This window comes from Kaustia mangrovi (assembly GCF_015482775.1).
Taxonomy (GTDB): domain Bacteria; phylum Pseudomonadota; class Alphaproteobacteria; order Rhizobiales; family Im1; genus Kaustia; species Kaustia mangrovi.
Genome location: NZ_CP058214.1, coordinates 4,100,226 through 4,120,313 on the forward strand (window position 1 = coordinate 4,100,226; position 20,088 = coordinate 4,120,313).

Genomic DNA, 20,088 nt, shown 5'->3' on the forward strand with positions numbered 1-20,088 from the left:
ATGGCCGCGAGGACATATAACAGGCGGACCGCAACGCTGATGCGCGCGGCAATGCTGACGGCGGGCGTTGCCCTGCTGGCAGGCTGCTCGTCGCTGTCGAACATGTTCGACAGCCATGACGACACCATCCTCCCCGGCAAGCGCGAGAGCGTGATGCCGGACGCCAACGGGCTGAAGACCGATCCCGCCCTGGAAGCGAACCCTGTCGTCGTGCCCGCCGCGCAGACCAACGGCGACTGGGCCCAGCCCGGCGGCACGCCGACGAACTCGCTGCACAATCTGGCGCTGTCCGGCGCGCTCCAGCAGGCCTGGGCGGTAGAGGCCGGCGAGGGATCCGATTCCGACGGCCGCCTCGTGGCCTCGCCCATCGTGGTCGGCGGGCGCATCTATGTGCTCGATACGCTGGCGACGGTGCGCGCCTTCAACGCCAGCTCCGGCGCCCTTCTGTGGACCCGCTCGCTCGCCCCGGAAGGCGAGGATCCCGACGGTGCGTTCGGCGGCGGGCTCGCCTCCGACGGGTCGCGCATCTATGCCACGACCGCCTTCGGCGACATCCTGGCGCTCGACGCCAACTCCGGCAACGAGATCTGGCGCCGGCCGGGGGAGGTGCCGTTCCGCGACGCCCCGACGGTCGTGGGCGGCCGGCTCTTCGCCTCGTCGGTCAACAACGAGGTTGTCGCGCTTTCCACCGGCGACGGCAAGGAGCAGTGGACGTTCCAGGGCGTGGGCGAGCAGGCCTCGGTCATCTCCAGCACCAGCCCGGCGGTCTCCAACGGCATGGTGGTCGTGCCGACGACATCGGGCGAGCTGATCGCGTTCCGCGCGAGCGACGGCATTCCGCGCTGGGGCGACGCGCTGTCGTCGGCTGGAGGCCTCAGCTCCATCGCAAGCCTCAGCAACATCGCCGGGCGCCCGGTCATCGACCGCGGCGCCGTCTTCGCCATCGCCCATTCGGGCCGCATGGGCGCGTTCCGGCTGGAGACCGGCGAGCGCCTGTGGGTGGAGGACGTGTCCGGCACCCAGACGCCGTGGGTTGCGGGCGACTATGTGTTCGTCCTCGCCGGCGATACGACGCTTGCCGCGGTGTCGCGCAAAGACGGCAAGGCGCGCTGGAAGACGGCCCTGCCATCGGGCCAGGTCTGGAGCGGGCCGGTCATGGGCGGCGGCAAGCTGATCCTGGTGTCCTCCACCGGCCAGCTCGCCCAGGTTTCCCCGCAGACCGGCAAGATCCTGAGCCAGAAGACCCTCGACCGCCCGATCTACATCACGCCGGTCATCGCCAACAACACGCTCTATGTTCTCACAGACGACGGCACGCTGATCGCGTTGCGCTGACGCTGCGGAACGCATCGGGCGGCCCCGGTGTGCCCGATGCCCCATAGCGATCATGACGCATTGTCGGCGCTGCCGGCGGCACCTTCCGGCGTCCCGCACGACGCGGCACTTGCGCTTTTGCCCGGCGGGGCATAAGGAGCGCGGACGCGGAAACGTACCCGCCAACCGGTCTGGAAGGTCATGTCAGGCACACTCGCCATCATCGGGCGGCCCAATGTGGGCAAGTCCACGCTCTTCAATCGCCTGGTCGGCAGGCGGCTCGCGCTGGTCGACGACCGGCCGGGGGTGACGCGCGACCGCCGCGAGGGCGAGGGGCGCATCGCCGATCTCACCTTCGCGGTCATCGACACGGCGGGTCTCGACGACGCCCCGCCCTCCTCGCTGGAGGGTCGCATGCGCGCGCAGACGGAGGCCGCGATCGCGGAGAGCGATGTCTGCCTGTTCCTCGTCGATGCGCGCTCGGGGGTCACGCCGCTCGACCGTCATTTCGCCGATCTCCTGAGGCGGTCCGGAAAGCCGGTCGTGCTCGCCGCCAACAAGTGCGAGGGCCGGGCGGGCGAGAGCGGCCTCTACGAGGCCTTCGAGCTGGGACTCGGCGAGCCCATCGCCCTGTCGGCGGAGCATGGCGAGGGATTGTCGGAGCTCTACGACGCGATCGCCCCCCATCTCGGCGGCGAGGCGGCGGACAGCTTCGGCGACGAGCACGAGGCGGACGGCGAGGACGATGAGGAGGGCCCCCATGCGCTCCGCCTCGCCGTGATCGGCAGGCCCAATACCGGCAAGTCCACCATGATCAACGCGCTCGTGGGCGAGGACCGGCTGCTCACGGGGCCGGAGGCCGGCATCACGCGCGATTCCATCGCCATCGACTGGACCTGGCGGGGCCGCGAGATCCGCCTCTACGACACTGCCGGCATGCGGCGGCGGTCGCGGGTCACGGAGAAGCTGGAGAAGCTTGCCGTGGCCGATACGCTGCGCGCGGTGCGCTTCGCGGAAGTGGTGGTCCTGATGATCGACGCCACCCAGCCCTTCGAGAAGCAGGACCTGCACATTGCCGATCTCGTCGCGCGCGAGGGCCGGGCCTGCGTGATCGCCCTCAACAAGTGGGACCTCGTGACCGACAAGCGCGGCGTGCGCGCGGAGCTGGAGGAGATGGTCGACCGGCTCCTGCCGCAGCTCAAGGGCGTGCCCATCGTTACCCTGTCGGCGCTCACCGGCAAGAGCCTCGATACGCTCCTTCCTGCCGTCCTGCACATCTACGAGGTCTGGCAGCAGCGCCTGCCCACCGCGGAGCTCAACCGCTGGCTCTCCGAGGCGCTCCAGGCCCATCCCCCGCCGGCGCCGGGCGGACGGCGGATCCGCTTGCGCTACATCACCCAGGTGAAGGGCCGCCCGCCGACCTTCGTCGTCTTCTGTTCGCGTCCTCAGGCCCTGCCGGACGCCTATCGCCGCTATCTGGTGAACGGCCTGCGCGAGGCCTTCGATCTGTGGGGCGTGCCCATCCGGCTCCATCTGCGCAAGGGCGACAATCCCTACGCCTGAGCGTGGGGGAGGCGGTGCGCCCTGCCGGGCTAGCCGGGTCAGGCCGAACGGATCGTGAGGCGCCCGTCCGCGAAATCGTAGAGGCCGCCATTGACACCGAGGCCCGGCTCGGCGAGCGCGACCAGTGTGTCGGCGACATCGGCCGGGGTGGGCAGGGTCTCGGGATCCTCGCCGGGCATGGCGCGGGCGCGCATGGCGGTGCGGGTGGCCCCCGGATTGACGATGCTCACGCGCACGGGCGTCGTCGCGACCTCTGCGGCATAGGTGCGGGCCAGCGCCTCCAGTGCGGCCTTGGAGACGGAATAGGCGCCCCAATAGGCTTTGCACTTGTGCGCCGCGCCGGAGCTCAGGAAGATCGCCCGGCCGGCATCGGAGGCGCGCAGAAGCGGATCGAGCGAACGCACGAGGCGCCAGTTGGCCGTGACATTGACGGCCATGACCTCGTCCCACTCCTTCGCCTTGAGGTGGCCGAGCGGCGTCAGTCGTCCGAGCACGCCGGCATTGGCGGCGAAGATGTCGAGCTTGCCCCAGCGCTCGTGGATCTGGCCGCCCAGCCGGTCGAGCGCCTCCACATCCTTCAGGTCGACGGGAACGAGGGTCGCCGAGCCGCCCATCGCCTGGATCTCGTCGTCGAGCTCCTCCAGCCCGCCGACGGTGCGGGCCAGCGCGACGACATGGGCGCCCTCGCGCGCGAAGGCCCTGGCGAGGGCGTAGCCGATGCCGCGCGACGCGCCGGTGACGAGCGCGAGCCTGTTCTCGAGCCGCTTGGTCATGGATATCCGATATGTCCGGTGTTGTCTGGAGCGCCGCTCAGCCGGCCTCGGCGAGAAGGGAGAGCTGCCGGGCCATGCCGCGGCTGCCTTCCCTGTCGGTGAGCGGGGTGGGGTAGTCGCCCGTGAAGCAATGGTCGGTGAATTGCGGGCGGACGGGGTCGCGCTTGTCGTATCCCATCGCCCGGTAGATGCCGTCCGGGGTCAGGAAGGCGAGCGTCTCCACGCCGATATACTCCCGCATCTCCTCCAGGCTGTGGGTCGCCGCCAGCAGGCTCTGCTGCTCCGGCGTGTCGATGCCGTAGAAATCGGGATAGCGGATCGGCGGGCTGGAGATGCGCATATGCACCTCGCGCGCGCCGGCCTCGTACATCATCTGCACGATCTTCACCGAGGTGGTGCCGCGCACGATGGAATCGTCGACGAGCACGATGCGCTTGCCCTCGATCACGGCGCGGTTGGCATTGTGCTTGAGCTTCACGCCGAGCGCGCGGATCTGCTGGGTCGGCTCGATGAAGGTGCGCCCGACATAATGGTTGCGGATGATGCCGAGCTCGAAGGGGATGCCCGTCTCATAGGCATAGCCGAGCGCCGCCGGCACGCCGGAATCGGGCACCGGGATCACCACATCCGCGTCGCAGGGCGCCTCGCGGCCGAGCTCGAAGCCCATCTTCTTGCGGACCTCGTAGACGCTGCGCCCGTTGACGACGCTGTCGGGGCGCGAGAAGTAGACATATTCGAAGATGCAGGGGCGCGGTTCGACCTTGGGGAAGGGACGCAGGCTCTCGATGCCGTCCTCGGTGATGACGACCACCTCGCCATTCTCCACCTCGCGCACGAACCTGGCGCCGATGATGTCGAGAGCGCAGGTTTCCGACGCGAGAATCGGCGTGCCGTCGTCGAGTTCGCCCAGCACCAGCGGGCGGATGCCCAGCGGGTCGCGCGCGCCGATCAGCTTCTTGTTGGTCAGGGCGACCAGCGAATAGGCGCCCTCGATCATGCGCAGCGCGTCGATGAAGCGCTCGATGAAGCGGGGTTTGCGCGACTGGGCGACCAGATGGAGGATGACCTCGGTATCCGATGTCGACTGGCAGATCGCACCCTCGCGGATAAGATCCTGGCGCAGCGTCAGCGCATTGGTGATGTGGCCGTTGTGACAGACAGAAAAGCCGCCCGTCGCCAGGTCGGCGTAGAGCGGCTGGACATTGCGCAGATGCGTGTCGCCACAGGTCGCGTAGCGTACATGGCCGATCGAGGCATGGCCCTGGAGGCGCTCGATCACGGCCTGGGAGGAGAAATGATCTCCGACGAGGCCGAGCCGTCGCTCGGAATGGAATCGCTGGCCGTCGAAGGCCACGATGCCGGCCGCCTCCTGCCCGCGATGCTGGAGCGCGTGAAGGCCGAGCGCGGTGAGGGCGCTCGCATCCTTGTGGCCGAAAATTCCGAAGACGCCGCACTCCTCGTGCAGCCGGTCCTCGTCCGGATCGAACATGAAAGTCACTGTGCCACCCTCAGGTGATGTCGTCGGCGCCTGGTCTGTCATACCGGCCCGTCCTCAAGGTTCTCAAGCGACCGGCGGGGAATGCCGGTGCAGGACCCCGGTCAGTTCGCGGGTTCGCCCGATCCGTCGAGAAGCTGATCGAGTCCACGCCGCTCATTCGTCTTATACCCGTCTTCGGCCCCGGAGTCAGCGTCCGACTTGGTGGTGGACGACGAGCCGGGCTGCGCCTGCGCCGCCGTTCCGTTGGTCATATAGGTCTTTCCGAGCAGCGTGTCAGCAATATCGGGTGGCAGGAACGAAATAATCAGCTTTCCGGTGTCCTCCACGACCGGCAGCGAGCGCGCCTCGCTGACCCATTCCGGGTGCTGGTCGCGGGGAACGAGCCAGATGAAGAACAGATAGGCCACCACCACGAGCAGCAGTCCGCGGGCGAGCCCGAACAGGAAGCCCAGCGTGCGGTCGAGCGGGCCGACACCCGAATCGAGGATCCAGTCGGAAATGCGCATGGTGAGCAGCGACACCACGACGAGCACGACGAGGAACACCCCGGCGACCAGCGCGATATCGGCCAGATAGTCGGGCTGGATATACTGCCGCGCGGTGGGCTTCAGCGCCGGATAGGCCAGATAGGCGGCCACCGCCGCGCCGGCCCAGGCGAGGATCGACAGGACCTCCCGGGTGAAGCCGCGCATCAGCGCGAGCAGGCCGGAAATGACCATGATCCCGATCAGGATGATATCGAGCAGTGCAATCGGCATGGGGCCAGGGCGCTCCGTTCAAGCCAGTCGAAAAAAACATGCACGCGAGGCCGGACTATAAGTCCCTTTGCGCGGTGTGTCACATACTTGCGGGCCGGCGGGTATATTTAGAGTTACCGGCTCCACCGATCATTGAGCCCCGAAAATCGCTTCGGCAAGATGACGGGAACGGGCCCCGCCTGTCAGCCATGGTGCTGGGCGCGCACCCAGTCGGTGAGCGCGGTGAGGCTTGCAAGGGCGTGAACCTCCGCCATGGCGCCCGCGGCGGCGTCGCCGGCAGCGGCGGGGACGACGGCGGTCTCGAAGCCGAGCTTGGCAGCCTCCTTGAGGCGCGCCTCGGCTTGCGCGACCGGCCTCAGCGAGCCCGACAGGCTGACCTCGCCGAAGAAGACGGAGCGCACCGGCAGCGGCACGCCGGTGAAGGACGACAGGAGGGCCGCCGCGACGGCGAGGTCCGCGGCCGGTTCGCGGATGCGCAGGCCCCCGCAATATTGAGATAGACGTCCTGGCCCGCCATGGAGAGCCCGCAATGAGCCTCCAGCACGGCGAGCACCATGGCGAGCCGGCTCGTGTCCCAGCCGACGACGGCACGGCGCGGCGTACCGAGGGAGGAGGGCGAGACGAGCGCCTGAACCTCCACGAGAACCGGCCGCGTACCCTCGATCCCGGCGAAGACGGCGGAGCCCGCGGCTCCCTCCTCGCGCTCGCCGATGAACAGCCTGGAAGGATTGTCGACCTCCCTCAGCCCGGCATCGGACATCTCGAACACGCCGATCTCGTCGGTCGGCCCGAAGCGGTTCTTCACCGCGCGCAGGATGCGGTACTGGTGGCCCCGGTCGCCCTCGAAATAGAGCACGGTGTCGACCATGTGCTCGATGAGCTTCGGGCCCGCGATCTGGCCCTCCTTGGTGACATGGCCGACGAGCAGGACGGTCGCCCCCTTGGTCTTGGCGAAGCGCACCAGCGCCTCCGTGCCCGCGCGCAGCTGGGAGACGGTGCCGGGCGCCGATTCGATGGCCGGCGACCAGAGCGTCTGCACCGAATCGACGGCGATGACGGAGGGGGGCTGGCCCTCGCCGAGCGTGGCCAGAACGTCGCTGAGATTGGTCTCCGCCGCCAGCAGGACCGGCGCGTCGGCGAGGCCGAGCCGGGCCGCGCGCAGCTGCACCTGGGCGATGGCCTCCTCGCCGGAGACATAGACCACCCGCTCGCCGGCCTCCGCGAGCCGGGCGAGCGCCTGGAGGATGAGGGTGGATTTGCCGATGCCCGGGTCGCCGCCGACCAGCACCGCCGATCCCGGAACGAGGCCGCCGCCGGCCACGCGGTCGAGCTCGGCGATGCCGCAGGCCAGCCGCGGCGGCGCCTCGCCCGTGCCCTTCAGCCCGACGAGGCGTGCGGCCTTGCCCTTCGGGTGGCTGGACCGGCCGGGGCCGGGCAGAGGCGCGTCCGGCGCCTCCTCCACCATGGAGTTCCAGGCCCCGCAACTGTCGCACCGTCCGGCCCATTTGGCCGCGACCGCGCCGCAGGACTGGCAGACATATGTCGTTTGAGGCCGCGCCATGGGTTATCTCGAACAGGATGTGTCGCCGTGCAGGGGCAATCCTACACCCCATCGCCCTCCCGGTGCCGCCGCGCCGGGCGAGGACCGGTGGGGCCCGCGGCCGGTCAAGGCTTCAGGACTTCCATCTGGATCGGCCCTTCCGCCCGGCCGTGGATGAACTGGTCGACATAGTCGTTGCCGCTCTCGTCGATCTCGCCGGCGGCACCCTGCCAGATGATGCGGCCCTTGTAGATCATGGCGATATGGTCGGCGATTTTGCGGGCCGACGCCATGTCGTGGGTGATCGACACCGCCGTCGCGCCGAGGCGCTTCACGCAGTCGACGATCAGCTCGTTGATCACGTCGGCCATGATCGGATCGAGGCCGGTGGTCGGCTCGTCGAAGAAGATGATCTCCGGGTCCGACGCGATGGCGCGGGCGAGCGCCACGCGCTTCTGCATGCCGCCGGAGAGCTCCGCCGGCGAGAGGCTCGCCACCTCGCTGCCGAGCCCGACCTGGGCGAGCTTGTCGATGGCCACGTCGCGCGCGGCCTTGCGCGCCATGCCCTTGCCCTGGATGAGGCCGAAGGCGACATTCTCCCAGACGGTGAGGCTGTCGAACAGGGCCGCGCCCTGGAACAGCATGCCGAATCTGGAGAGCATCCGGTCGCGCGCCTTGCCGCGCATGCCGATGGTCTCGGTGCCGTCCACCTCGATGGTGCCGCTGTCGGCGCGCAGGAGGCCGATGATGCATTTGAGCATGACCGACTTGCCGCTGCCCGACCCGCCGATCACCACCAGCGAGCTGCCGCGGTCGACGGAGAGGTCGATGCCGTCGAGCACGACCTTCCGGCCGAAGCTCTTGTGCACCCCTTTCAGGGAAATGTGGGGATCTTGCGCCATGGGGTGCCCTAGTCGGTGAACAGGAGCGAGGTCAGCACGTAGTTGGCCGCGAGAATGAGGATCGAGGCGGAGACGACGGCATTGGTCGTCGCCTTGCCCACGCCCTGTGCGCCGCCGCGGCTGTAATAGCCGTGATAGCAACCCATGAGCGCGATGATGAAGCCGAAGACCGCGGACTTGACGAGGCCTGAGACGATGTCGCGCAGCTCCAGGAAGTCGACCGTGTTCTTGATGTAGACGGACGAGTTGAAGCCCAGCGTCTCCGTGCCCACCACATAGCCGCCCATGATGCCGATCGTGTCTGCGATGGCGACCAGCAGCGGCAGGCAGATGATCGCGGCCAGGATGCGCGGGGCGATCAGATACTTGAACGGATTGGTGGACAGCGTGACGAGCGCGTCGATCTGCTCGGTCACCCGCATGGTGCCGACCTCCGCGGCGATTGCGGCGGAGACGCGGCCGGCGACCATCAGGCTCGCGATCACGGGGCCGAGCTCGCGGGTGATGCCGAGCGCGACGATCGAGGCGACGATGCTCTCCGCATTGAAGCGCGTGCCGCCGATCCAGATCTGCAGCGCCAGCACACCGCCGGTGAAGAAGGCGGTGAGGCCGACGACGGGGAGCGAGTTGTACCCGATCCTCAGCACCTGCTCGAAGATCTGGCGCAGATGGAAGGGCGGCGAGACCATATGGATCAGCGCGTCCTTCACGAACAGGCTCAGCCGGCCCACTTCCGTGCAGAGGTCGAGCGTGACCCGTCCGAGGCTTGCGAGAGGATTCAAGGGAGACGGCCCTTTCGTCAGTTCTCTTCGTAGGCGGAGTATAGTCGAGCGTAGCGCGAACCCAAGCTCGTGAGAACTTCATACGGGATCGTGCCGGCCCAGCGCGCGACGTCGTCGACCGTCACATGGTTGCCGATCAGCTCCGCCTTTGTACCACGGCGCACGGTATCGCCCGGCAGGTCCGTGATGTCCACCGTAATCATGTCCATGGAGACACGCCCGACCACGGGGGCGAACTGGCCGGCGATATAGACCTGGGTGTGTTCCTCGCTCCTGTCGGAGCGACCGCTGAGCGACCGGAAATAGCCGTCGCGGTAGCCGGCGCCGATGACGGCGATGCGCGAATCGCGCCTGGCCCGCCATGTCGCGCCATAGCCCACGCTCGCGCCGCACGGGATCGAGCGGACCTGCAGGATCGTGCCGTAGAGATAGGTGACGGGCTTCATCGGGTTGGCGCGTCCGGCGAACGGATTACCGCCATAGAGCGCGATGCCGGGGCGGACCAGATCGTAGTGATAGGCCGGCCCGTTGAGCGTGCCGGGGGAGTTGGCGATGCTCGCGGGCGCTGGCGGCAGGAGGTTGCGCAGCGTATCGAACGTTTCCGTCTGGATCCGGTTCATCTCGTTGTTGGGCTCGTCCGCACAGGCCAGGTGGCTGACGATCAGGCTCACGCGCATGTCGCCCAGATCGCGGGGATTGGCGGTCAGCCACTCGACCTGCTTCGGCGTCAGGCCCAGACGGTTGATGCCGGTGTCGACATGGAGCGCGGCGGGCAGATGGCGCCCCTCCTCGCGGCACAGCGCGGCCCATTCCGCGATCTCCTCCGGCGAGCCGAGCACCGGGCGCAGATCGAGCGCCGCATAGTCGCGCGCCGCGCCCGGCAGCAGACCGCCCAGAACGTAGATCACCGCCTCCGGCAGCGTCAGGCGCAGGGTATGGCCCTCCGCCGGCACGGCCACGAAGAATACCCGGCAGCCGGCGGCCCACAGGGCGCGTGCTGCGGGGGCAAGCCCCGTGCCATAGGCGTCGCCCTTCACCACGCCGGCGCATTCCGCGGGCGCGGCCATCTTCCTCAGCGTGCGGTAGTTCTCCTGCAGTGCCATGAGATCGACCGTGAGGACGGCCGGTGTCACGGTCGGGGGCGGCGCGTCAGGCGACCAGTCGACCCCCGACAGGGATGGCAAATTCTGCTCCATCATGGTCCAAATGTCTTAATCGAATTGTTCGGGAAGGTAGTCGTCGCGTATCAGATTCTGGAACTTGGTCAAATTTGCGTCGAACTGCAAAGGAACCGTCCCGGTCGGACCGTGCCGCTGCTTGCCGATGATGACTTCGGCGATGCCGGTGACCTTCTCCATCTGCTCCTGCCATTCGAAGAATTCCGGCGTGTTCTCGCGCGGCTGGCGGCGCTGGAGATAGTATTCCTCGCGGAAGATGAACATCACCACGTCGGCATCCTGCTCGATGGAGCCGGATTCGCGAAGGTCGGCGAGCTGCGGCCTCTTGTCGTCGCGCTGCTCGACCTGGCGGGAGAGCTGGGAGAGCGCGAGGATCGGCACGTTCAGCTCCTTGGCCAGGGCCTTGAGGCCGGTGGTGATCTCCGAGACCTCCTGCACGCGTCCCTCCGAGGACCGGCGCGAGGAGCCGGTCAGGAGCTGGAGATAGTCGACCACCATGAGGCCGAGCCCGCGCTGGCGCTTCAGCCGGCGGGCGCGCGCGGCAAGCTGGGCGATGGTGATGCCGCCCGTGTCGTCGATATAGAAGGGCAGGGACTGCAGCTCCTGGCTCACGGCCACGAGGCGGTGGAACTCTTCCTCGGTGATCTTGCCGCGCCGGATGCGCTCGGACGAGATCTCCGCCTGCTCGGAAATGATACGCGTCGCGAGCTGCTCGGCCGACATCTCCAGGGAGAAGAAGGCGACGACGCCGCCGTCGACGGCCTTCTCCGATCCGTCGGGCTGCTGCTCGGTGCGGTAGTTGCGCGCCACCTGATAGGCCACATTGGTGGCCAGCGCGGTCTTGCCCATGGAGGGGCGGCCGGCGAGGATCAGCAGGTCGGAGGCCTGCAGCCCGCCGAGCCGGCCGTCGAGGTCGGTGAGGCCGCTGGAGATGCCCGACAGTCCGCCATCGCGCTCATAGGCGTTGGCCGCCATGTCGATGGCCTCGGTCAGCGCCTGCCCGAAGGCCTGGAAGCCCTGACCGTATTTGCCCGTCTCGGCGAGCTCGTAGAGGCCCTGTTCGGCGGTCTCGATAAGGTCGCGCGGGGTAAGGTCGACCGGGGCGTCGAAGGCGCCATTGACGATATCGGTGCCGATGTCGATCAGCCGCCGCCTGATTGCCAGATCGTAGATGGTGCGGCCATAGGCTTCCGCATTGATGATCGTGGTGGCCGATGCCGCCAGCCGGGCGAGATAGGCCGCGCCGCCGATCTCGGAGAGCATGGCGTTGCGCTCGAAATAGGTGTTGAGCGTGACCGGGTCGGCGAGCTTGCCCGCGCGGATCAGCGTGGAGGCGGCTTCGTAGATATTCGCGTGGACGGGCTCGAAGAAGTGTTCCGGGACGAGAAAGGCCGACACCCGGTCGCAGGCCTCGTTGTTGACCAGGATCGCGCCCAGAAGAGCTTGCTCCGCCTCGATATTGTGCGGGGCGGTGCGATAGTCCTCGGCGGTGTCGGCCTGATCGCCGCCAATTGTCTTCAGGGTCGCGGTTTCCATAATGCCTTCATAGCCGACACGCGGCCGGTATCGCTTGCACGATTCACAGTTTGCTCGCCACTTTCCGCGCTATTCACAGCCCTGTGTGCAAAACACACGCACTATTGCCCGGCGGCTTGACTTTCATGGGCGGGCACGTCACGGGCCCCGCACCGACTCGGAACGGCATTATACGTGAAAATGTCCGCCGATGGGTTACTCGGCGGGAACCGATTTGGGACGGTTGCGCTCCGAGTCGAGGCTGCGCAGCCTGTCCTCCTCGTGCCACATATAGTCTCGCGTGATCGGCAGGGCGTGCTGGTTGCGGGCGAACTGGATCTGGAAGTTGTTCATGCCCTGATAGCGGAAGGCGGTCTCCGAGGCCGCAAGATAGAATTCCCACATGCGGCAGAATCGCTCGTCGTAGATCTCCCTGGCGCGCTCGCGATTGTCGAGGAAGCGCCGGCGCCAGTTGCGCAGCGTCTCCGCATAGTGCAGGCGCAGGATCTCCACATCCGTCACATAGAGGCCCGTCCGCTCGATCACCGGCACGACCTCCGACAGCGCCGGAATGTAGCCGCCGGGGAAGATGTACTTGGCGATCCAGGGATTGGTCGTGCCGGGGCCGTCGGAGCGTCCGATGGAATGGACGACCGCGACGCCGTCGTCGGCCAGAAGCCGCCTTGCCGTGTTGAAGAAGGTCCGGTAGTGCCCCACGCCGACATGCTCGAACATGCCGACCGACACGATCCGGTCGAAGTTTTCCTTCAGGGAACGGTAGTCGGCGAGCCGGAAGTCCACGCGGTCGGACAACCCGGCCTCGCGGGCGCGCTCGTTGGACAGCTTGTACTGCTCCTCCGACAGGGTGACGCCGACGACCTCGACATCGGCGGTCTTGGCGAGATAAAGCCCGAGCCCGCCCCAGCCGGACCCGATATCGAGCACGCGCTGGCCGGGCTTGAGGGCCAATTTCGCCGCCAGATGGCGCTTCTTGGCAAGCTGTGCGGCATCGAGCGACATGTCGGGCGCCTCGAAATAGGCGCAGGAATATTGCCTGTCCCGGTCGAGGAACAGGTCGTAGAGGCCGCCGTCGAGGTCATAGTGATGGGCGACGTTGCGCTTCGACCGGCCCTTGGGATTGAACTGCTGGAGGCGCCGCGTCACATAGCGCAGCGCGCCCGGAATGTTGATCCATTCCGGGGCCGGATGGCGCTCCATGTTCGACAGGCACAGCTCGAGGAAGTCGTAGATCGAGCCGTCCTCCATGACGAAGCCGCCATCCATGTAGGCTTCGCCGAGATGGAAGTTCGAATTCACCACCAGTTTCCAGTAGACGGAGCGGTCGGTGATTCGCGCCGTGACCGGCGTGCCCGTCCCGTCGCCATATTGATGGCGCCCGCCATCGACGTCGATGAGCGTGAGACTGCCGGTTTTTACGATGAGTTTTAAAACTCGATTGAGGATCGCGAACACGTACCGCACCCTCGCGTTCACTGTCTTTGGTAGGGTTCGTTGCTAGTTTTTGTGACGGAACGCGCTTTGTCAAACCATGCTGCGACATATTTGTATCATGGCACCGTCACACAGAAAGGGCGGCGCGATGGTCGCGCCGCCCCTGCCATTCGCAATATCCGCCGCCGCGCCGCGTCCGCACCGTGGTGCGGTGCGGCCGGTCGTCAGGCCTTCGTGTCGTCGGTGCCGTCTTCGGCGTCCGCCTCGTTGCCGGCCTCGCCGGCGTCCTCGGCGACTTCGGCAAGCGTCTCCTGAAGCTCCTCCTCAGCCTCGTGGGCGAGCTCCTCGGTCTCGAACAGCTCCTCAGCCTCGGCGAGGGCCTCGGCCTCTGCAAGGGCCGCCTCGCGCTCGTCGGCCGGAATGGTCATGTCCTCGCCGCGGGCCTGGGCGTCGGCCTCGTCGGCCGTGCGTGCCACATTGAGGGTGATGGTGACATCGACTTCCGGGTGCAGGAGGAGGCGCACCTCGTAGAGGCCGATGCTCTTGATCGGGTGGTCGAGCACCACCTGGTTGCGATGCAGTTCGCCGCCGGCCGCAGTCACCGTCTCGGCAATGTCGCGCGTGGAAACGGAGCCGTAGAGCTGGCCCGACTCGCCGGCCTGGCGGATCGCCACGAAGCTCTGCCCGTTGATCTTCTCGGCCTGCTGTTCAGCGGCGCTCTTGCGCTCGGCATTGCGGATCTCGAGCGCCTCGCGCTCGCGCTCGAACTTCTCGCGGTTCGCCTTGGTGGAGCGCAGGGCCTTGCCCTGGGGCAGCAGGTAGTTGCGGGCAAAGCCGTCCTTGACGCGGACCTCGTCGCCCATGTGACCGAGTTTCTCGATCCGTTCCAGCAGGATGATGTCCATGATTCAGTGTCTCCTTGGAAGTCAAAGTCTCAGATTGTCGTGTCGAAGGGTCATGTCGTCCCGCCCGGCCCGGCGCCGCCGGTCCATCCGGCCCACCGGTTGCGTACGCCGAAGGCGGCTTCGGCAAGGCCGAGCCCGGCAAGCGCGATGACCGCGATCCAGTTGAACAGCAGGACGATGGCATAGAGCCCGGCGAGCAGCGCCGGGCGCGCGCCGGAGCCTTGCGTCAGCGCGTGGACGACGGCGAGCCCCAATATGGCGAAGACCGTGATCGCGACAGCGGCGAAGATGCCGCTGATGAGCGCCAGCGTGCCCGTGGTGAGCAGGGCGAGCACGATGACGAGACCGAGCGCGATGGTCGCCTGGGGCGGGAAGTCGAGCGCGCTGAAGGGCGCCCAGGGCCGCGGTTCGCGCCCCGACATCTTGAGGACCCGCGTCGCAAGCCAGAGATTTGCGAGCGTCGCCACCAGCCAGAGCACGGCGGAGGCGGGCGGGATCATGTGCACCAGAAGCGTGATGGCGGCCTCGACCTCCGCATCGCTGCCGGCCGTGATCTCGCCCTGGAAGGCCGGCTGGGCCTTCATGATCTCGGTGATGATCTCGCGCAGGGCCCGGTAGAAGCTCTCCGCGCCGGTCCCGACAAGGAAGATGCTGAAGCTCACCAGCACGCCGGCGAGCGTGGCGGCCCACAGGACGAGGCGGCCCTCCGGATACCATTCGCGCGCGCCGGTACCGGTACCGTCATTGCCATCGGTGTCCGTCTCCCCACCGGCGGCGGGGCGTGACAGAAGGGCGAGATGGCTCAGCGCGACCGGCGCGACGCCGGCGCTCAGGAGAAAGAGGAGGCCGATGCGGTAATCCGCCAGGATGGCGAGCGCGCCGGTGCCTGTCAGCGCGCCGATGCCTGCCGTCACCGCACCCCAGCCGAGCCCCGCGATGAACAGGGGAAGCGGCGCCAGATAGAACAACAGCACCGAGACCAGGGAATAGGTGATGACGGTGGAATAGAGCGCCGCGGCCGCGAGGCCCGCGCCAATGCCGATCAGCAGAAACTGTCTCATCGTGGCTGTCCCGCTCCCTGGCGGTTAGAGGCTGAGCCCCGAAGGGCCACCCCAACCTGAATTGCTGCGGCCCGGTACCCGGAAGGCCCGGGCCGCGCTCGAGAACCGGCGGACCGGTTACTTGACCTGATAGGGCAGAAGGCCCAGGAACCGGGCGCGCTTGATGGCGCGCGCCAGCTCACGCTGCTTCTTCGCCGACACCGCGGTGATGCGGCTCGGCACGATCTTGCCGCGCTCGGACACGAAGCGCTGCAGCAGCCGGACATCCTTGTGGTCGATGCGCGGCGCGTTGGCGCTGGAGAACGGGCACGTCTTGCGACGGCGGAAGAACGGGCGGCGGACGGGAACCTGCGGAATAGCCATTATGCCTTCTCCTCGGACTGGGCACGGCTGCGCGAGCCGCCTTCGGACCTGGCGTCACCGTCGCGGGGGCCGCGATGGCCGCGGTCGCCCCGGTCTCCACGATCGCCCCGGTCTCCACGATCGCCGCGCGGGCCGCGGCGGTCGTCGCGGTCGCGGCCGGAACGGGCGCGCATCATGGCGGACGGGCCTTCCTCCAGCTCGTCGACCCTGAGGGTGAGGAAGCGGATGACGTCCTCGTTGATCTTCATCTGCCGCTCCATCTCGGCGATGGCGGCAGGCTGAGCCTCGATATTGAGGAGCGTGTAGTGCGCCTTGCGGTTCTTGCGGATCTTGTAGGAGAGCGGCTTGATGCCCCAGTACTCCGTCTTGGCGATCTTGCCGCCATTTCCTTCGAGAACCGACTTGAACTGGTCGGTCAGGCCCTCCACCTGGCTGTTGGAGGCGTCCTGACGAACCATGAAGACATGTTCGTAGTACGGCATGAGTTGCCTTAAGCCTTTCCTTCGCGAATTAATGTCGGTGCCCCGGCGCAGAGCCTCGTTCGAGCCCTCGCGGAAAGGCCCAAATGCGGTTCCTCAAAAGAGCGGAGACACCGGAAGCCGGATCTTCCGGGGAAGACCCTGCCGCAGGCGCACGGGGTATCCCGTCCGCCAACGGCCTTCCGTTCAGCCTCCAACCGGAGCTGTTCACAGGCGCGGTGATATACACATTGCCGCAGCTTTTGCAAGTGTCGGGCTTGCGGGCCGGGCCGGTCAATCCCCGCCCTGGAGGACCTTGCGGAACAGCCCCATGTCGATATTCCCCCGGAGAGGATGATGCCGACGCGCTTGGACGCCATGACCCTTCGCTCCTTGACGAGGCCCGCAAGGGCGGCTGCGCCGGCCCCTTCGGCCAGATTGTGCGTCGTGCGGTAATAGAGCCGGATGGCGTCCGCGATATCGTCGTCGCTGACCGTGACGATGCGGTCTGCGCCCTTCCTGACGATCTCCAGCGCGTCGGGGTCGGGAACCCGCACGGCGATGCCGTCGGCGAAGGTGTCGACGCTGTCGGATCCCACGACGCGGCCGTCCGCGAAGGAGAGGGCGTAGCCCGGCGCGCCCTCCGCGACGACGCCGACGATGCTGGTGGCGAGCCCCAGCATGTCGCGCATGGCGATGGTGCCGCAGATCCCCGAGCCGAGCCCGATCGGCACATAGACCGTGTCGAGCGCGCCCGCGGCATCGAACAGCTCGCGGGCATAGGTGGAGACGCCGAGCACGAGCTCGCGGTGGAAGGAGGGCACCATGTCGAGGCCGCGCTCGCCGGCGATGCGCTCCGCCGCCGCCTTGGCCTCGTCGAAATCGCTGCCCTCCTCGATGAGCTCCGCGCCGAGCGCACGCATGGCGGCGTTCTTCTCCACGCTGTTGCCATGCGGCACGACGATGGTCACGGGAATGCCCTCGCGCGCGCCGGCGAAGGGCAGGCTCTGGCCGTGATTGCCGCGCGTGGCGGAGATCACGCCATTCGTCTCGCCGCGCTCGCGCCGCCGGCGCATATGCACAAGCCCGCCGCGCACCTTGAAGGCTCCGATGGGCGTGTGGTTCTCGTGCTTCACCCACACCTCCGCGCCGAACTCGTCCCTGAGGAGGGGCCAGACATATTGCGGCGTGGGCAGCATCGCCTCACGGACGATGCCGCGCGCCTCCTCGAATTCCTCCGCGGTGAACATGGGGGGTAGCTCCGCTTGTTCATTGAGACCTGACCGGGCGTGACGGAGCACTGTGGAAGGCCGGTGCGGCAAGGTCAACCGGCGTCGCTGCCGCGCTGGAGCGTGTGCAGCACAAGTCCGATGGCGACGGCCGCGAGCCCCGTGGCGGCCGATCCGAGGGCGATCGCCTCCAGACCGAAGCTCTGGATGATCCAGCCGCCGAGAGCCGCCCCGGCAGCGATGCCGAGATTGCACACGGCGATGTTGAGCGACGCCGCGAAGGCCGGCGCCTCGGCGCCCGCGAACATGACGCGGACCTGGCAGGAGACGAAGGCCGCCGTATGCGCCGCGCCCCACAGGCCGAGGAGGGCGAGGACGCTCGCCATGTCGCCGACGGCGAGCGGGAGTGCGGAGACGGCCGCCACGAGCAGGAGGGCGACCAGCGTGGTCAGCGCGGTTGCGTCCCGGTCGACCAGTCGCGAGGCGAGCCAGTTGCCCGCGATGCCGGCAAGGCCGAAGCCGAGCAATGCGAGTGCCGCTTCGGGCCCCGACAGGCCGGCAACCTCCTTCAGGAAGGCGGCGATGTAGGAATAGCTGGCGAACATGGCCGTGAACAGGCAGGCCGACAGGGCGAGATGCAGGAGGAAGGGGAGCCCGAGCAGGATCCTCGCCTGCCGCCAGGGCGGGGGCTGGTCGGGTGATGTGGATGGCGGCGTGGTGGCGCGCACGAGCCCCGCGCTTGCCAGCGTCGCCGCACCGAGGCCCGCCAGCACCGCCCGCCAGCCGAAGAGGTCGGCGAAGGCTGCGCCGGCCGGCACCGCGATCACGATGGCCATGACCGCGCCCATATTCACCTGCCCGATGGCCCGGCCGGCATTGCGGGGCCCCGCTCTGGACGCCGCCAAGGCGCTCGCCAGGCTGACGAAATGCGTCAGGATGGCGCCCTGGATCATGCGTGCGCCCATCAGCACCCCGTAGACGGGCAGGAGTGCTGCGGCCAGATTGGCGAGACCGAAGGCCACAAGGCTGAGGACAAGGACGGGGCGGGGCCGCCACCGGGCGGCGGCGAGTGTCACCGCCGGACCGGCGACGGCCGCCGACAGGGCGAAGCCGGAGACCAGCCAGCCCGCCCGGTCGAGCGTGATGTCGAGGTCGTCCGCCAAAACGGGCAGGAGGCCGACGACGACGAACTCCGTCGTCACCACGGCCCCCGTGGCAAGGGCGAGGCCCGGCACCATGAGACGCCCGTCCCCGATCCGGGCTGCGCCGCCCGCCGCTCTGGACAGGACGGTGCGGCTCATGCGTTGGCGCCGCCGTCGATGGTGAACTCCGCGCCGGTCACCGAGCGCCCGTCCGGCCCGGCAAGCCATGCGACGAGCCCGGCCACGTCGCCCGCCTCGTTGTAGCGCGGTATGGCCATCAGGCCTCGCTGCGTGTCGGACAGCTCGCCATCCGCCGGGTTCATGTCGGTATCGGTCGAGCCCGGATGGACGATGTTCACCGTGATGTTGCGGGGGCCGAGATCGCGTGCCACGCCCTTGGTGAACCCGACGAGCGCCGCCTTGCTGAGCGAATAGAGGCTGATGGTGGGCCAGGGCACGCGTCCGGCCAGATTGCTGCCGATGGAGACGATCCGGCCACCCTCCGGCAGATGCCGGGCCGCCGCCGACACGGCGGCGAAGACCGCGCGCACATTCACATCCATCGTGCGGTCGAAATCCTCAAGCGTCAGCTCGCCGATCGGCCCGATGTCGAAGATGCCGGCATTGTTGACGAGAATGTCCAGCCGGCCGAAGGCGGAGACCGCGGTCTCGACTGCGGCCACGACGGCGTCGCCGTCCCGGTTGTCGGCCTGGATTGCCATGGCCTCGCCGCCGGCCGCCTCGATCTCGGCGACGACGGCGGCCGCCTTGTCCTTGGAGGTGGCGTAGGTGATCGCCACGCGGGCCCCGTCGTCCGCCAGCCTCCGGGCAATCGCCGCGCCGATCCCGCGGCTGCCGCCGGTGACCAGTGCGACCTTTCCGTTCAGGGATGTCATGAGTGCCTGTCTCCGTATTTTGTAGTGAACGATATAAAATAACTGACGGGCTTGCGGGGCGCTGTCAACCGTTTTATGTATGGATCGATACATAAAAGGAGTTCGGGATGGCTGCCCGAGGACGACCGCGCAGTTTCGACAGGCAGGACGCGCTGCGCCGGGCGATGGACGTGTTCTGGATGAGGGGCTTCGAGAATGCCTCCATGGCGGAGCTTACCGAGGCCATGGGGCTCAAGCCGCCGAGCCTCTATGCGGCCTTCGGCAGCAAGGAGCAGCTCTTCAGGGAGGCGGTCGACTACTATGCGCAGACCCAGGGCGGTGGCATCTGGGACAAGGTTCCCACCGCACCCACCGCGCGCGAGGCCATCGCCGGCATGCTGCGCGCCTCGGCGGAGGCCTATACGCGTGGACCGACGCCGCGCGGTTGCATGATCGTGCTCGCCGCGCCGCAGATGGAGGGCGCGAACCCGGCCGTCTGCGACGAGTTGAAGGCGCGGCGCATGGAGAATGTCGCCATACTGGAGCGTCGCCTGGAGCGTGCGGTCGCCGAGGGCGAGCTGCCGCAGGGGACCGACTGCCATGCCGTCGCCGCCTATTTCGCCACCGTCCAGCACGGCATGTCCATCGAGGCGCGCGACGGCGCCTCCCGCAAGACGCTGCTTGCGGTTGTCGACTGCGCCATGGCGGCATGGGACAGCCTCGTCTCCTGACGCCCCGTTCCGTGCCCTCCTTGCTTGACAGTTCCGCCAAGCCGTGGTT

Annotated in this window: 18 protein-coding genes and 1 pseudogene; 3 read left to right on the forward strand and 16 right to left on the reverse strand. The window is 67.9% G+C overall.

Annotated features, from left to right (window positions below; translation table 11 throughout):
- Both HW532_RS19440 and der read left to right on the forward strand, forming a co-directional pair.
- Entirely contained in the window at positions 1–1,335 is a 1,335-nt protein-coding gene (locus HW532_RS19440; RefSeq protein ID WP_213162046.1) for an outer membrane protein assembly factor BamB family protein, read from the forward strand.
- Between the two features lie 180 nt (positions 1,336–1,515).
- Positions 1,516–2,877, forward strand: a complete 1,362-nt coding sequence (gene der, locus HW532_RS19445; RefSeq protein WP_213162047.1) for a ribosome biogenesis GTPase Der — start codon at positions 1,516–1,518, stop codon at positions 2,875–2,877.
- Positions 2,878–2,915: 38 nt separating this feature from the next.
- Here the strand turns inward: der and HW532_RS19450 are convergent, their stop codons facing one another.
- The 16 genes and pseudogenes from HW532_RS19450 to HW532_RS19525 form a co-directional block, all read right to left on the reverse strand.
- Positions 2,916–3,650: an SDR family NAD(P)-dependent oxidoreductase gene (locus HW532_RS19450; protein WP_213162048.1), complete on the reverse strand. Its 735-nt coding sequence runs from the start codon at positions 3,648–3,650 to the stop codon at positions 2,916–2,918.
- A 37-nt stretch (positions 3,651–3,687) separates the two neighbouring features.
- A complete protein-coding gene (gene purF, locus HW532_RS19455; RefSeq protein WP_246480001.1) occupies positions 3,688–5,139 on the reverse strand; it encodes an amidophosphoribosyltransferase in 1,452 nt (483 codons plus the stop codon).
- Positions 5,140–5,249: 110 nt separating this feature from the next.
- Complete coding sequence (locus HW532_RS19460) at positions 5,250–5,906, reverse strand: CvpA family protein (RefSeq protein WP_213162050.1); 657 nt, start codon at positions 5,904–5,906, stop codon at positions 5,250–5,252.
- Between the two features lie 182 nt (positions 5,907–6,088).
- Positions 6,089–7,467 (reverse strand): annotated as a pseudogene (radA, locus tag HW532_RS19465) (DNA repair protein RadA).
- A gap of 104 nt (positions 7,468–7,571) precedes the next feature.
- The gene (locus HW532_RS19470) at positions 7,572–8,348 is read right to left on the reverse strand and encodes an ABC transporter ATP-binding protein (RefSeq protein ID WP_213162051.1); all 777 of its coding nucleotides are present in this window, start codon (positions 8,346–8,348) and stop codon (positions 7,572–7,574) included.
- A gap of 8 nt (positions 8,349–8,356) precedes the next feature.
- Entirely contained in the window at positions 8,357–9,130 is a 774-nt protein-coding gene (locus tag HW532_RS19475) for an MlaE family ABC transporter permease (RefSeq protein ID WP_213162052.1), read from the reverse strand.
- A gap of 17 nt (positions 9,131–9,147) precedes the next feature.
- Entirely contained in the window at positions 9,148–10,329 is a 1,182-nt protein-coding gene (alr, locus tag HW532_RS19480; RefSeq protein ID WP_246479320.1) for an alanine racemase, read from the reverse strand.
- A 12-nt stretch (positions 10,330–10,341) separates the two neighbouring features.
- On the reverse strand, positions 10,342–11,844 hold the full coding sequence (locus HW532_RS19485) for a replicative DNA helicase (RefSeq protein WP_213162053.1): 1,503 nt from the start codon (positions 11,842–11,844) through the stop codon (positions 10,342–10,344).
- Positions 11,845–12,039: 195 nt separating this feature from the next.
- The gene (locus tag HW532_RS19490; RefSeq protein WP_213162054.1) at positions 12,040–13,296 is read right to left on the reverse strand and encodes a cyclopropane fatty acid synthase; all 1,257 of its coding nucleotides are present in this window, start codon (positions 13,294–13,296) and stop codon (positions 12,040–12,042) included.
- Between the two features lie 203 nt (positions 13,297–13,499).
- Positions 13,500–14,180, reverse strand: coding sequence for a 50S ribosomal protein L9 (gene rplI, locus HW532_RS19495; protein WP_213162055.1), 681 nt, complete (start codon positions 14,178–14,180; stop codon positions 13,500–13,502).
- Positions 14,181–14,230: 50 nt separating this feature from the next.
- Positions 14,231–15,241 carry a DUF2232 domain-containing protein gene (locus HW532_RS19500; protein WP_213162056.1) on the reverse strand — a complete coding sequence of 337 codons (1,011 nt, stop codon included), beginning with the start codon at positions 15,239–15,241 and terminating at the stop codon, positions 14,231–14,233.
- A 117-nt stretch (positions 15,242–15,358) separates the two neighbouring features.
- On the reverse strand, positions 15,359–15,604 hold the full coding sequence (gene rpsR, locus HW532_RS19505; protein ID WP_213162057.1) for a 30S ribosomal protein S18: 246 nt from the start codon (positions 15,602–15,604) through the stop codon (positions 15,359–15,361).
- Positions 15,604–16,086: a 30S ribosomal protein S6 gene (gene rpsF, locus HW532_RS19510; protein WP_213162058.1), complete on the reverse strand. Its 483-nt coding sequence runs from the start codon at positions 16,084–16,086 to the stop codon at positions 15,604–15,606. The genes rpsR and rpsF overlap by 1 nt, the downstream gene beginning before the upstream one ends.
- 8 nt (positions 16,087–16,094) lie before the next feature.
- The gene (locus HW532_RS19515) at positions 16,095–17,312 is read right to left on the reverse strand and encodes a threonine dehydratase (RefSeq protein WP_213162059.1); all 1,218 of its coding nucleotides are present in this window, start codon (positions 17,310–17,312) and stop codon (positions 16,095–16,097) included.
- Positions 17,313–17,386: 74 nt separating this feature from the next.
- Positions 17,387–18,592 carry an MFS transporter gene (locus HW532_RS19520; protein WP_213162060.1) on the reverse strand — a complete coding sequence of 402 codons (1,206 nt, stop codon included), beginning with the start codon at positions 18,590–18,592 and terminating at the stop codon, positions 17,387–17,389.
- Complete coding sequence (locus HW532_RS19525) at positions 18,589–19,329, reverse strand: SDR family NAD(P)-dependent oxidoreductase (RefSeq protein WP_213162061.1); 741 nt, start codon at positions 19,327–19,329, stop codon at positions 18,589–18,591. The genes HW532_RS19520 and HW532_RS19525 overlap by 4 nt, the downstream gene beginning before the upstream one ends.
- A 107-nt stretch (positions 19,330–19,436) precedes the next feature.
- On the opposite strand from HW532_RS19525, the gene HW532_RS19530 reads away from it, so the two are divergent.
- Positions 19,437–20,039 (forward strand): TetR/AcrR family transcriptional regulator, encoded by a 603-nt coding sequence (locus HW532_RS19530; protein ID WP_213162062.1) that lies wholly within the window; start codon positions 19,437–19,439, stop codon positions 20,037–20,039.
- The last annotated feature ends 49 nt before the right edge of the window (positions 20,040–20,088 follow it).